The organism is Brooklawnia propionicigenes, from assembly GCF_030297015.1.
Classification (GTDB): Bacteria; Actinomycetota; Actinomycetes; order Propionibacteriales; family Propionibacteriaceae; genus Brooklawnia; species Brooklawnia propionicigenes.
This window is the reverse complement of record NZ_AP028056.1, coordinates 2,364,970-2,377,726: the sequence shown is the minus strand read 5'-3', so window position 1 is coordinate 2,377,726 and position 12,757 is coordinate 2,364,970. Positions and strand designations below refer to the sequence as shown.

Genomic DNA, 12,757 nt, shown 5'->3' with positions numbered 1-12,757 from the left:
AAAAAGCCCCGGGACGCAGGCGTCTTCCGGGGCACACGCGCTCACCCATGAATGGGCAGCTCGAGGCTGGATCAACCTGCGCAGGCGTCCTTGCGGACTTTGAAGTGCAACTACCGGCGGTCTGCGGCTCGACCCATGCTAGTTGCCCGGCCGCTGCGAACCAAATCGCGCTCCCGGCCGGGGCCGGCGACCCGGATGCGACGACCCCCGCCAAGCCTGGGGCCTGACGGGGGTCGGTTGATTGATCGGATCAGCCGATCAGGAGGCTGCCTCCGCGGTGACCGGCTTCGAGGCGGCCACATCGACGGGCACGCCGGGGCCCATCGTGGTCGACAGGGTGATCTTGCGGACGTAGCGTCCCTTGGAGGTGTTCGGCTTCAGGCGAGCGATCTCGTCCATGGCCGCCCGGTAGTTCTCGACCAGGGCCTGCTCGGTGAAGCTGACCTTGCCCACGATGAACTGCAGGTTCGCGTGACGATCGACACGGAACTCGATCTTGCCGCCCTTGATGTCGGACACGGCCTTGGTGACGTCCATGGTCACAGTGCCGGTCTTCGGGTTCGGCATCAGGCCGCGCGGGCCGAGCACGCGGCCGAGGCGTCCTACCTTACCCATCAGGTCGGGGGTGGCCACGACGGCATCGAAGTCGAGGTAGCCGCCGGCCACCTTCTCGATGAGTTCGTCGGAGCCGACCTCGTCAGCTCCTGCCGCCAGTGCCTCTGCAGCCTTGGGGCCTTGGGCGAAGACGAGGACCCGTGCCGTCTTGCCAGTGCCGTTGGGCAGATTCACCGTGCCGCGGACCATCTGGTCGGCCTTGCGGGGATCGACACCCAGCCGCATCGATACCTCGACCGACTCGTCGAAGCCTCCGGCCGGGAACTGCTTGATGATCTTGATGGCCTCTTCGGGCGTGTAGAGCTGATCGCCGTCACGCAGCTCTGCCGAAGTGCGATAGCGCTTGCTGTGCTTCATGTCTGGTTCCTTTCTGTCAGCCTCGCAGGCTGATTCACCAGGTCCTGGTCCGGATTGCACGTCCTGCCAGGTGGTTGGTCATGTCGGATGCCCACGCTCACGCAGGGCATGGGAGCGTCACTCGACGACGACACCCATCGAACGGGCGGTGCCCTCGACGATCTTCATCGCGGCGTCAACGTCGTTGGCGTTCAGATCGGGCAGCTTGGTGTTGGCGATCTCGCGCACCTGATCCTTGGTGATCTTGCCGACCTTCTCCTTGTTCGGCTTGCCCGAGCCCTTCTGCAGGCCAGCGGCCTTCTTGATCAGCTCTGCGGCCGGCGGGGTCTTCACGATGAACGTGAAGGTCCGGTCCTCGTAGATGGTGATCTCAGCAGGGACGACGGTGCCGCGCTGGGCTTCGGTCTTGGCGTTGTAAGCCTTGACGAACTCCATGATGTTGACACCATGGGGACCGAGGGCGGTACCTACGGGCGGAGCCGGAGTAGCGGCACCCGCATTGATGGCGATCTTGACGATCGCCGCTACCTTCTTCTTGGGAGGCATTCTGGGTCCTTTTCCAATCTTGTTCTTACTGACGCATCCCCGGTCGGGTAGACGGCCTGTCCGGAGTATGCGGTTGCACCGTCCGAAGACGGCATGATCCTTCGGGTCAGAGGTCCTTCTGGATCTGGGCGAAGGTCAAGTCTACTGGCGTCTCGCGACCCAGAATCTCGACCATGGCCTTCACGCGCTGGTTGTGGGGGTTGATCTCGGTGATCGAGGCATGGACGCCCGCGAAGGCACCGTCGATGATCTGCACCGAGTCGCCCACCTGGTAGTCGACGACCTCGATCTTCTTGCGCTTCTTGGACGGCGTCTGGCTGGCTGCTGCCACCTTCGCCTGCACGGCCGGGGTGAGCATCCGCTCCACCTCGACCAGATCGAGGGGAACCGGCTGGCTGGCATGGCCGACGAAGCCGGTCACCGATGCCGTGTGGCGCACCGCGGCCCACGATTCGTCCGTGAGCTCCATGCGGACGAGCACATAGCCAGGCATGAAGGTGCGGGTGACATTCTTCTTCTGGCCGTTGCGAATCTCGACGGCATCCTCGGTGGGCACCAGGGTCTCGTAGATGTAGTCCTCGAGGTTGAGCGAGATCACCCGGGCGTCGATGTTCTGCTTGACGCGGTTCTCCATGCCGGAATAGGTATGCACGACATACCAGTCGCCGGGCTTGGCGCGCAGTTCGGCGCGCAGATCCTCGAGGGCCTTCTCCAGTGCTTCGTCGGGCTCCTCATCGGCGGCCTCGGCCTCAGCGGCTTCGGCGCTGTCCTGGTCGTCACCGAGCGACAGGTCGATGCCGAGGTCCTCGTCCGAAGTCTCGGGCTCGGAGAAATCATCGAAGTCGAGGTTGATCTCAATATCGTCCGACGGCTGTGACTCGTCCGCGAGACCGGCCCCCAGGTCGATCTCAACCTCGTCGCGACTCAGATCGTCATTGGCGTCTTGGCTCATCATTCCTCCTTCGTCGATCACGCTAGCCACAGCAGCAAGAGCCAGCCGAACAGGGCGTCCAGACCAGCCACGAACGCCATGATGAACAAGACGAAGACCAGCACGACGACGAAATACTGCCGGGTCGTGGCGGCAGTGGGCCAGACGACTTTCTTCAGCTCACCGATCGCCTGCTTGATGAACTGGACGAGCGTGGTGCGCTTGTGATCGGTCTTCTTGGCTTCCGACTGCTTGGGGGTTGGTTTGGCTTTCTTGACCGGTGCGACGGTCTGATGGCGTTTGGCGGGCTTGGGCGCGGACACCGGTGCCTCGTCAGCCAAGGCCTCTTCGCCCTCGCCCGGTTCGGACGAGTCGTCGGCATCGGCGAGGTCATCGTCGACGGCTTCGGTCAGTTCGTCGTCCACCTCGCCGGTTTCCTCGACGACCAGTTCTTCGGCCTCAGACTCCGGGGACGACGAAGCGGCACGAGCCGGTTTGCCGTCGCCACGGGACTTGCTGCTATCCGCCACTACTCGTCCTCCACCGAAATCCTGCTGTCATGAAACTGGCGTGGGCAAGGAATCCCGCCTCGACCCACGCCCGGTTCGCAGGGCAAGAGGGACTCGAACCCCCAACCTGCGGTTTTGGAGACCGCTGCTCTGCCAATTGAGCTATTGCCCTTCGACTGCACCCAGGTGTCCGGTCGCCCGCCTCACAGGCGCACTCCAGCACTGAATGATGCCGACAAGTACCCGAGTGTACTAGCTGGCCGCGCGCAATGCGAACCCGGCCTGCCACGCAACCGGAGGCTCCGGCCGTCCGCCACATTCCAGCGGTAGCCTTGGGGACGGCAATCCGCATTCGAAGGGTATACAGATGTCGCTGTTCAGCACCGTCGAGCAAGCTCCCCCGGACCCCATCCTGGGCGTGACTGAGAAGTACCTGGCCGATAAGCGTCCGGCGAAGGTCAATCTGGGCGTTGGTGTCTACCAGGATGCCTCCGGCAGGCTCCCCCTGATGCGTTGCGTGGAGATCGCCGAGCAGCGGCTCGCCGAAGACCCCAAGCCGCGCGGTTATCTGCCGATCGACGGTCTGGCCAGCTACACCGCCGACGTGCGCGAGTTGGTCTTCGGGGCCGATTCCCCACTGATCAGCCAGGGACGGGTCGTGACCGTCCAGGCGCTGGGCGGCACCGGCGGTCTCAAGCTCGGCGCCGACTTCCTGCGCCAGGTCGACGCCGCGGCCACTGTGTTGATCAGCGATCCGTCGTGGGAGAATCACCGGGCGTTGTTCACCCGGGCCGGGTTCTCGGTGTCGTCGTACCGCTATTACGACCCGGCCCGCCGGGGCATCGATTTCGACGGGATGCTGGCCGATCTGACCGCCGCCCAGCCGGGCACGATCGTGGTGCTGCACGCCTGCTGCCACAACCCGACCGGCTATGACCTCAACCGCGAGCAGTGGGCCCAGGTGCTGGACGTCGTCGAGGCGCGGAATCTGGTTCCGTTCCTCGACCTGGCCTACCAGGGCTTCAGCGTCGGGCTTGCCGATGACGCCTGGGTGGTGCGCACCTTCGCGTCCCGGCTCGGCAATCTGTTCTGCGCCAGCTCGTTCAGCAAGAACTTCGGTCTCTACGGCGAACGGGTCGGCGCCGTGTCGGTGCTGTGCCGCGACGCCGACGAGGCTGCCCGCGTCCGCTCACAGTTGAAGATCGTGGTGCGGACGAACTTCTCGAACCCGCCGACTCATGGCGCCCAGCTGGTCGCCACGGTGCTGGCCGATCCGACGCTGCGCGAGATCTGGACGAGCGAGCTGACCGGGATGCGGGAGCGCATCAAGTCGATGCGGACCTCGCTGGCCTCCCAACTCGCCCAAGCCGGGGTGCCCGAGATGGGCTATGTGGCTGAGCAGGTCGGCATGTTCAGCTACTCGGGGTTGACCCGCGACCAGATGCTGCGGCTGCGTGAGGAATTCGGCGTCTACGGAACCGACGCCGGGCGCATCTGCGTGGCGGCGCTCAACGAGAACAACGTCGGCTACGTGGCGTCGTCGATAGCCTCGGTGGTTCGCGGCTAGGCCACCGGCCGGGCCGGCTCAGATCTCGAGGCCGACCAGGACCGGTTCGGGCTCCAGCCACACACCGAACCGCTCGGCAACACCGGCCCGCACGGTACGTGCCAGCTCGGCGATGTCGGCTGCGCGGGCGCCGTCGTGGTTGGTCAACGCCAGCACATGCTTGCTCGACAACCGTGCCGGCCCCTGCGAGGGGAAGCCCTTGACGAAGCCGGCGTGGTCGATCAGCCACGCGGCCGAGCTTTTCACCCTGCCGTCGGGTTGCAGGAACCGGGGCGCATCGGCGGGCAGCTGCACGGCCGCCTCCGGCTCCAGGATCGGGTTCATGAAGAAACTGCCCGCCGACCAGGTGTCGTGGTCGGCCGGATCGACCACCATGCCCTTGCTCGCGCGCAACGCCAAGACGGCCTCCCGTACGCGGGCGGTCGGCGCGCGATCGCCGATCTCGACCCCGAGCGCCGCAGCCAACTGTCCATAGCGCACCGGCTCGGAGCGGCTGGCCAGCCCGAGATGGAACCAGACCTCCAGCACGACATATCGTCCGGTCGCCTGGCCGGCGACCCGCGAGCGCTTGAACAGGGAGTCGCGGTAGCCGAAGCCGCACTTGTCGGCGACGAAGGTGCGGAACTCTCCCGCCTGGCGATCCCAGGTGCGTACGCGGGCGATGGTCTGGGAGACGTCTTGCCCGTAGGCGCCGATGTTCTGGATCGGGGCGGCCCCCACCAGCCCGGGGATGCCGCTCAACGCCTCGATGCCGGCCCACTCCTGCTCGATGGTGTAGGCGACGACATCGTCCCAGATCTCGCCCGCCTGGATGCGCACGAAGGCTCCCCCGCAGGCACTCACATCGGCGTCCACGCCGTGGGTGTCGACCAGCACGACCGTGCCGTCGAAGCCCCGGTCGGCGATCAGCACATTCGATCCACCCGACAGCACCAGCAGGGGCTCCCCCGCGGCATCGGCCTCGCGGACCGCGTCGACGACCTCGTCGGGGGTGCGGGCACGCACCAGCCGGCGTGCCGACCCCCCGATATGAAACGTCGTATGGTCGGCCAGCACGACCGAATCAGTGGTCGCGCGGGTGGGCAGCGCACCGGACAGACGTTCCAGCGAGCAGGAATCCACCTGCATCGGATCGAAGTCGTCGGGCACGTTGGAATAGTCAGACATGAGTTCCTCAGTCGAGGCGCACGGTCGCCTTGGCCGCCCCCAGCACCTTGTCGGTGCCATGAGTTGCCTCAATGGCGATCGTCGCCACTCCGTCGCTCACGCCGGTGACGTGGGCCTGCACCTGCACCGTGGTGCCCTCATCGTCGTCGGGCACCGGCACCGGGTTGACGAACCGGACGAAGTAGCTGGCGACCAGGGCCGGATCGCCCACCCAGTCGGTGACGATGCGCAGCGCGGCACCCATCGTCCACATGCCATGAACGACCACTCCGGGCAACCCGATCGCCTTGGCGATCCGGTCGGAGTAGTGAATCGGATTGAAATCTGTCGACGCACCGGAGTAGCGCACCACATCCGGCCTGGTCAGGTGCAGCTCCAGATCGGGCAGCCGATCGCCGGCAGCAACCTGGGACAATTCGACGGCGGTCATGCCACGGCCTCCTCGCGGGTATGAATCAGCTGGCTCGTCGCGGTGCCCAGGGGTTCTCCCCCGACGGTCGACAGGGCGACTCCGATGGTGACCATGTCGACATTGCCGCGGGAGCGAACCTTCTCGATGGTCAGCGTGGCCACCACATCGTCGCCTTCGCGCAGCGGCCGGACGATGTCGAAACGCTGGTCGGCGTGGATCGTACGGCGCAACGCCAGCCCGAGATCGGGATCATCGAACATCGCACCCCAGGCCTGCGCAGCGATTACCGCCGCGAAGGTGGGCGGGGCGATCGGAGACTCGTCGTCGAAGTAGGCCGGGTTGGTGTCCCCCAGCGCGGTGGCGAACTCAGCAATCTTGGCGCGGCTCACCCGGTACGGCTTGGTCGCCGGGTAGACGCGTCCGACATGGTCTGCAGAAATGGGCACCCACCTAAGGTATCCGAAGCGCAGACGTTTAACGGCCGCCTGCGCAATGCAGACGGCCGTTCGCTTTGGGATGGCAGCGAGACTCAGCGGGTCTCGCGGTGCAAGGTGTGCTTGCCCTCGCGCTTGCAGAACTTCATCAGCTCAAGACGATCCGGGGTATTGCGACGGTTCTTCTTGGTGATGTAGTTGCGGTCCTTGCATTCCGTGCACGCCAAAGTGATCTTCGGACGAACGTCCTGCGCCTTCTTCGCCATGATGGTCCCTCTTCAGCTTGGTGCTCGTGTGACTTGTGTTCACGATGCTACGCATCGCGCAGCCGATTCCATCGACTCGGGGGGATTCGAGTTGCGCTCGATCTCCACTCATCTCAGTCACCGGTAGCGGGAGCGGGACTCGAACCCGCGACACAGCGATTATGAGCCGCTTGCTCTACCGCCTGAGCTATCCCGCCTTGCGCTTCACCCGGATTCTAGCCCCACCGCGGTAGCGGAGCCTCCGGGATCAACGGAGCCCCGATGCGGAATTGAACCGCAGACCTCGTCCTTACCAAGGACGCGCTCTACCATCTGAGCTATCGGGGCCAGCCGAGGAGATAACTTATCGTGCTTTGGATCAACTATCAAATCGGGAGTTGAGCCGTCTTCAGCTTGCTGACTGCGCAAGAATCGACTTCGACAGGTGAGGTTTTTTACTCCGCCCACAACTCTGGAGGATACCGTGACCATACGCTACAGCCCCCTGGTTCGCGACGCACTCGACCACGGCTATCCGGTGCTGGCGCTGGAGACCGCCAACGTGACCCATTCGATGCCGCGGCCCCTCAATCTGGAGACCGCCAAGGCCGTGCAGGAGCAGATCCTGGCCGCCGATGTCGTCCCGGCCGCGATCGCCGCCATCGACGGAGACGCCGTGATCGGCCTGACCGAAAGCGAACTCGAGCGCATCGCCAACGAACCCGATCCGGTCCGGGTCGCGATCAGCGACCTGCCCATCGTCGAGACCCGCAAACTGACCGGCGGCACGAACCTGGGCGCCGTGATCCACCTGGCCCACCGCGCCGGCATCAAGGTCTGCGCCACCACCGGGCTGGGCGGGGTTCATCGCGCCAGCCGGCGCGGCAGCCTGATCCAGGAATCCAGTGACTTGATGGCATTGTCGACTCATCCGTTGGTGCTGGTCACCTCGGGTGTGCGTCCGATGCTGGACGTCGCAGCCACCTTGGAACGGCTCGAGACCATGGGCATTCCGGTGCTGGGCTACCGCACCCTGCAATTCCCCAGCATGTACCTGGCCGAGACCGGCTACGAGGTCGACCATCGGGTGGAAAGCGCCTCGGAGATCGCCGACATCGCCCGGGCCCGCGATGAGCTGAATCTGAGCCAGTCACTGGTGATCGCCAATCCGACCCCGCCCGACCTCGAGGTGAGCGACTATCAGGCGCGCGTCAGCGAGGCCATCGAGATCGCCTCTCACCTGCCTGAAGGCGGCGCCGAGGACACTCAGGTGCTGCTGGCCAGTTTCGAGGAAGCCACGCACGGCCAGGCCCGCAAGCTCAACACTGAGCTCTATCGCCGCAATGTCGCGCTCGGTGCGCAGATCGCCAAGGAACTGGCGATCACCCCGCACTACACCGACTGATTAGGCCAGGGCAACAGATCCCAACCAGGACGAGAAGACTTCTCGACTTCAGCGGCCGCCGCACCAACAGAACTGCCCGAACAAGAGAACCCGAATAAAAGAACCCCGAACAAAGAACAAGAGCCCCGATCGACATGGATCGGGGCTCTTTTCTTCACTGGTGGCAGCTGATGGATTCGAACCATCGTAGGCGAAGCCGACGGTTTTACAGACCGCTCCCTTTGGCCGCTCGGGCAAGCTGCCGTATTGCGAACCAGCGAAGAAAGACGATAGCAGACCCTCGCGGGGATGTCATAACCGGTCGGCCGGCGATGGCAAGATGGACGCATGGCTGCAGACAGTTCCTTCGATATCGTCAGCAAGGTCGACCGCCAGGAGGTCGACAACGCGCTCAATCAGGCTGCCCGGGAGGTACGGCAGCGTTTCGACTTCAAGGGCACCGACGCGTCCATCAGCTGGTCGGGCGACCAGATCGCGATGCAGGCCAGCGGCGAGGAGCGGGTGAAGGCCGTCTGGGATGTCTTCCAATCGAAGCTGGTGCGCCGTGGGGTCGACCTGAAGTCGGTGCAGGCCAGCGAGCCCAAGCTGTCCGGCAAGCTGTGGCATATGACCGCCGACATGCAGAACGGCATCTCGCAGGAGAATGCGAAGAAGATCTCCAAGCTGATCCGCGATGAGGGTCCGAAGGGCGTGAAGGCGCAGATTCAGGGCGACGAGCTGCGGGTCAGCTCGAAGTCACGCGATGCACTGCAGCAGGTGCAGAAGATGGTCAAGGACGCCGACTACGAGTTCGCGGTGCAGTTCGTCAACTACCGCTGAGTTCCTCACCGGCCGGTCAGATGGGCAGTGGATTGCGCGCGGCGGGCTGGGCGCGGGGGCTTACGTGCGGAGGGTTACGTGCGGCGGGTTACGTGCGGCGGCCGAAGACCATCGCCACCGATCGCAACGCGAGAATGAATCCGCTGAAGCCCAGCAGGAAGCCGAGTAGGTCGGAGATGCGGAAACCGTAGATCTCGGGCCCGCCCGATGCCGTCACCAACAGGATCGCCCCGATCACGGCGAAACCGGCGAGGATCGCGACCACCACCTGGTTCGCCAGGCCCGTCAGGAAGGCCCGGTCGTCGGGATGCGAGACGATCCGGGTGTGGGTGGTGAAGCGTCCGGTGGCAAGGTCTTCGGTGATGCGGTTGACCCGGCGCGGCAGGTGGCTGATCAGCGGCACCAGCCGGATCGCCTGGTTCGCGATCTGCTGCTTGGCGCCGGCGGGGGTGACATCGCCGACCACGGCGCGGGCCTGGTCGCGGGCGGTGTCGATCAGATCCAGCGACGGATTGATCTGCTTCAAGGTGCCCTCCAGCGCACCCAGCGAGCGGAGCGCCAACGCAATATTGCCCGGCACGCTCATGCCTTTGTCCAGCACCAGCCGCAGCAGCTGGGAGAAGAAGGCCATCGTGGTGCCGGTCGCACCCGCCCGCACCTGCGTGATGATGCTTCCGAGCTGGCGCTGCAGATCGCGCTCATCGATCTGCCCGTCGTGATCGAGCAGTTCCAGCACGGCGTCGGTGGCCAGCGCGGCATCATCGGCGTCCACCGACCACAGCAGCAGACCCAGGCTGCGGCGAGCCGTGGCGTCCAGGCGTCCCACCGAGCCGTAGTCGAGCAGGCCGACGGCGCCGTCGGGCCAGATCAGCACATTGCCGGCATGCAGATCGGCATGAAAGATGCCCTTGCCGAGGATCTGCCCCAGCACGGCTTTGAGCAGCACCGTCGCGGATTTCTCACGGACCGGCTGCGGAATGGACGCGATCAGTTCGCTCGCCCGCGAGACGGGAACGCCGTCGAAACGTTCCATGATGATCACTCGCTCGTCGCACAGCTCGTGGTAGACCGCCGGCACCCGCACCCCACCGGCCACCAGTTCGGGACGCAGCGCATCCATATTGCTGACCTCGATGGTGAAATCGAGCTCATCGCGCACCGAGTCGGCAAAACCGCCCACGATGTCGTCGACGCCGAGCCTGCGGGCCCATTCGGCGTTGCGGACCAACCTGCGGGCCAGGCGTCCGAGTATCTGCAGATCGATCTCGACCTGCTCGGGGGCGCCTGCGCGCTGCACCTTGGCGACCACCTGATACTTGCCGTCCAGAGTTGCGGCATGCACCTGGGCCAGTGATGCGGAGGCAAGCGGGGCGGGATCGACGTCCAGTCTGGCCAGCTTGTCGCCCAGTTCCTTCTCGAGGGTCGCGCGGACCCGTTCGTAGGGCTGGGGTTCGGCCTGGCTGGTGAGCTTGGACAGTTCGGCGATGTACTCGGGGGGCAGCAGGTCGCTGCGGGTCGACAACAGTTGCCCGAGCTTGACGAAGGTGACTCCGGCGTCCTCCATAGCCAGCCGCACCGACTCGGCCGTGCTCGGCCCGACGTTGAGCACCCCGCGCAGAGGGGCGGTCAGGCCCCGCCGGAAGAGGATGACCATGATCTGCACGTAACGTCCGGTGCGGCGCAGGCGAGCGCGCCAGCCGGTCAGCATCACCCGCAGCGGCGGGGTCGACCCGGTGGGGATGATGACCTCGAGCACCATCAGCGCCAGCAGCCCCAGCGCGAACACGCCAAGTGCCAGGCCGACCATCAGCACGGTCACGGCGACCATATTGGACGCCGAGGTGCCCTCCAGATCGGTGTGCTCGCCGAAGTAGACGAGCACCGGGCCCAGCATCGCGAAAATGCCGATCACCACCAGCATCGCCCGTATCGCCGACACCTGAATGCCGAGCACCCGTTTGCTGGTGCGCGCCACCAGCAAGGTGACCAGCGCCAGCGTGATGAGGCTGTAGAGCGCGACCGCGCCCTGTCCGAGGACCTCCCAGAAAGTCATTCCCGCCCCCGGCTCAGCCGACGCGCACGGTGGTCTCGAAGGCCTCGGTGATCACCGTCACCACCTCGCCCCCGTGCAACTGGCGGCCGCGATGGGTCTCGATCTCACCGTCGACTTCCACATCGCCGGCCTCGATCATTTCGCGGGCATGCGCCCCCGATTCGGCGATGCCCGCGTACTTGAGGAACTGCCCGAGCCGGATCATGCTGCCGACGTCCACCGTTTCGATGCTCATAGGCTGATCCTTGCCGGTCGGGATCGGCGATTCAAGAAGTACCCAGATGCTCTGGCAACACGATCAGCAGCGTTCCCACCAGCAGCAACAGGCCCGAGATGATCACCCACAACACCGGCAGCGGATCAGTAGGCCGTTCGACGGTCGATGAGACCGCGATGATTCCCATCACCAGGCTGACGATCGGTATGGCGAGCAGACAGCTGGCGCCGGCGCGGACGCGTCCATCGTCCTTGAGTACCGAACCGATGCTGCCGACCCAGCCGGTGATCGCGGCCAGCGCGGCGAAACCGGCCAGCCAGATGCCGGCGCGCTGGGCGCCGATGCGGGTTTCGTCGGCCAGCCAGCTGTTCAGCAGCACAGTCGCCACGATCGCCAGGACGACCGCGCTCCACCAGCCGATCACCGCGATCCAGGCAGGACGGCTGCGGAAACCGGGCCCGATGCTGTGCTTCGCCGTTGCTCGCCGCTTGCTCACACGGCGAGCCTAGCCGCCGTCGCTTTGCCCGGTCGGAGGCTCGGCGCGGGTCGTCTATGGTGGCGCCATGCGCATCGCCACACACAACGTCAACGGGATCCGGGCTGCTCAGCGACGAGGGTTCGAAACCTGGCGTGACGAGCGGATGGCCGATGTCATCGGGCTGCAGGAGGTGCGCTGCCCGGCCGATCAGCTGCCGCTGGAGGTCTTCGGCGGCTATCACGTGACCTATGATCCGGGCACTCTGGCCGGACGCAACGGCGTCGCCGTGCTCACCCGGGAGCCGGTCGCTGCGGTGCGGTCCTGGGGAACCCAGGTCTTATCCTGGGCGCCCGGCACGGTGCCGGTGCTGGCCGACGTTGAAGACGACTGCGTGCTGGCCCGCGAGTTGCGTGCGTTCGTCGCCGAGGGACGCTACCTGGAGGTCGATCTGGCCGGGGCGCCGGTGACGATCGCCAGTGTCTACGTGCCGAAGGGCGACTCCCCCGTTGCCCCGCGCGATCGGTCGGGCAGCGCGGCTGCCCAGGTCCGCTATCAACGCAAGATGGCTTTCCTCGCCGGTTTCGCGCGGCAGTTGCGCCGGGCGCGGCTGGCGGCGGCCGGACGCGGCCGGGAGTACGTGGTGCTGGGCGATTTCAACATCGCCCATACCCGGCGGGACCTGCGCAACTGGCGCGGCAACCAGACCTCGGCCGGGTTCTTGCCGGAAGAACGTGAATGGTTCGGTTCGATCGTGTCGCCGCGCACCCTGGTGGATGTGATGCGGCAGCTGCATCCGGACGCCGACGGCCCGTACTCGTGGTGGAGTTGGCGTGGCAAGGCGTTCGACGCCGACACCGGATGGCGGATCGACTATCAGTTGGCCACCCCCCGATTGGCGAGGCTGGCCACCGCGGGTCAGGTCGACAAGGAGACCTGCTATGAAGCGCGGATCAGCGACCACGCGCCCGTGGTGATCGACTACGCGATCTGAGCTCGGACGAA

15 protein-coding genes and 4 tRNA genes are annotated in these 12,757 nt (G+C 65.6%); 4 read left to right on the top strand and 15 right to left on the bottom strand.

Annotation, left to right across the window (positions count from 1 at the left end; translation table 11 throughout):
* Positions 1–258: 258 nt before the first annotated feature.
* From rplA to QUE25_RS10830, 5 genes are all read right to left on the bottom strand, one after another.
* Positions 259–972, bottom strand: coding sequence for a 50S ribosomal protein L1 (rplA, locus tag QUE25_RS10850; RefSeq protein ID WP_286264870.1), 714 nt, complete (start codon positions 970–972; stop codon positions 259–261).
* Positions 973–1,089: 117 nt separating this feature from the next.
* A complete protein-coding gene (rplK, locus tag QUE25_RS10845) occupies positions 1,090–1,518 on the bottom strand; it encodes a 50S ribosomal protein L11 (protein ID WP_286264869.1) in 429 nt (142 codons plus the stop codon).
* A 106-nt stretch (positions 1,519–1,624) separates the two neighbouring features.
* Positions 1,625–2,470: a transcription termination/antitermination protein NusG gene (gene nusG, locus QUE25_RS10840; RefSeq protein WP_286264867.1), complete on the bottom strand. Its 846-nt coding sequence runs from the start codon at positions 2,468–2,470 to the stop codon at positions 1,625–1,627.
* A gap of 17 nt (positions 2,471–2,487) precedes the next feature.
* On the bottom strand, positions 2,488–2,979 hold the full coding sequence (secE, locus tag QUE25_RS10835; protein ID WP_286264864.1) for a preprotein translocase subunit SecE: 492 nt from the start codon (positions 2,977–2,979) through the stop codon (positions 2,488–2,490).
* 78 nt (positions 2,980–3,057) lie between these two features.
* Positions 3,058–3,130 (bottom strand) — tRNA-Trp (locus tag QUE25_RS10830).
* Positions 3,131–3,325: 195 nt separating this feature from the next.
* Here QUE25_RS10830 and QUE25_RS10825 point away from each other — a divergent pair.
* Positions 3,326–4,525 (top strand): amino acid aminotransferase, encoded by a 1,200-nt coding sequence (locus QUE25_RS10825; protein ID WP_286264863.1) that lies wholly within the window; start codon positions 3,326–3,328, stop codon positions 4,523–4,525.
* A gap of 18 nt (positions 4,526–4,543) precedes the next feature.
* Here QUE25_RS10825 and QUE25_RS10820 read toward each other — a convergent pair whose 3' ends face one another.
* From QUE25_RS10820 to QUE25_RS10795, 6 genes are all read right to left on the bottom strand, one after another.
* Positions 4,544–5,692: a UDP-N-acetylmuramate dehydrogenase gene (locus QUE25_RS10820; protein WP_286264861.1), complete on the bottom strand. Its 1,149-nt coding sequence runs from the start codon at positions 5,690–5,692 to the stop codon at positions 4,544–4,546.
* Positions 5,693–5,699: 7 nt separating this feature from the next.
* Positions 5,700–6,122, bottom strand: coding sequence for a MaoC/PaaZ C-terminal domain-containing protein (locus QUE25_RS10815; RefSeq protein WP_286264859.1), 423 nt, complete (start codon positions 6,120–6,122; stop codon positions 5,700–5,702).
* Positions 6,119–6,550 (bottom strand): FAS1-like dehydratase domain-containing protein, encoded by a 432-nt coding sequence (locus QUE25_RS10810; RefSeq protein ID WP_286264857.1) that lies wholly within the window; start codon positions 6,548–6,550, stop codon positions 6,119–6,121. Before QUE25_RS10810 ends, QUE25_RS10815 begins: the two co-directional genes overlap by 4 nt.
* An 83-nt stretch (positions 6,551–6,633) precedes the next feature.
* Positions 6,634–6,804, bottom strand: a complete 171-nt coding sequence (rpmG, locus tag QUE25_RS10805) for a 50S ribosomal protein L33 (RefSeq protein WP_286264856.1) — start codon at positions 6,802–6,804, stop codon at positions 6,634–6,636.
* Between the two features lie 124 nt (positions 6,805–6,928).
* Positions 6,929–7,001, bottom strand: a tRNA-Met gene (locus QUE25_RS10800).
* Positions 7,002–7,058: 57 nt separating this feature from the next.
* Positions 7,059–7,131: transfer RNA gene (locus QUE25_RS10795), tRNA-Thr, on the bottom strand.
* 136 nt (positions 7,132–7,267) lie between these two features.
* On the opposite strand from QUE25_RS10795, the gene QUE25_RS10790 reads away from it, so the two are divergent.
* Entirely contained in the window at positions 7,268–8,188 is a 921-nt protein-coding gene (locus tag QUE25_RS10790) for a pseudouridine-5'-phosphate glycosidase (RefSeq protein WP_286264854.1), read from the top strand.
* Between the two features lie 158 nt (positions 8,189–8,346).
* On the opposite strand, the gene QUE25_RS10785 is transcribed toward QUE25_RS10790, so the two are convergent.
* A tRNA-Tyr gene (locus QUE25_RS10785) sits at positions 8,347–8,431 on the bottom strand.
* Positions 8,432–8,515: 84 nt separating this feature from the next.
* On the opposite strand from QUE25_RS10785, the gene QUE25_RS10780 reads away from it, so the two are divergent.
* Positions 8,516–9,007: a YajQ family cyclic di-GMP-binding protein gene (locus QUE25_RS10780; protein ID WP_286264852.1), complete on the top strand. Its 492-nt coding sequence runs from the start codon at positions 8,516–8,518 to the stop codon at positions 9,005–9,007.
* An 88-nt stretch (positions 9,008–9,095) separates the two neighbouring features.
* On the opposite strand, the gene QUE25_RS10775 is transcribed toward QUE25_RS10780, so the two are convergent.
* The 3 genes from QUE25_RS10775 to QUE25_RS10765 all read right to left on the bottom strand — a co-directional run bounded on the left by QUE25_RS10775 (position 9,096) and on the right by QUE25_RS10765 (position 11,773).
* Entirely contained in the window at positions 9,096–11,060 is a 1,965-nt protein-coding gene (locus QUE25_RS10775) for an ABC1 kinase family protein (protein WP_286264850.1), read from the bottom strand.
* A gap of 13 nt (positions 11,061–11,073) precedes the next feature.
* Positions 11,074–11,265, bottom strand: coding sequence for an RNA-binding S4 domain-containing protein (locus QUE25_RS10770; RefSeq protein ID WP_286268548.1), 192 nt, complete (start codon positions 11,263–11,265; stop codon positions 11,074–11,076).
* Positions 11,266–11,326: 61 nt separating this feature from the next.
* Positions 11,327–11,773 carry a hypothetical protein gene (locus tag QUE25_RS10765; protein ID WP_286264848.1) on the bottom strand — a complete coding sequence of 149 codons (447 nt, stop codon included), beginning with the start codon at positions 11,771–11,773 and terminating at the stop codon, positions 11,327–11,329.
* 67 nt (positions 11,774–11,840) lie between these two features.
* Between QUE25_RS10765 and QUE25_RS10760 the strand changes: the two genes are divergently transcribed.
* Complete coding sequence (locus QUE25_RS10760; protein WP_286264847.1) at positions 11,841–12,746, top strand: exodeoxyribonuclease III; 906 nt, start codon at positions 11,841–11,843, stop codon at positions 12,744–12,746.
* Positions 12,747–12,757 lie beyond the last annotated feature (11 nt).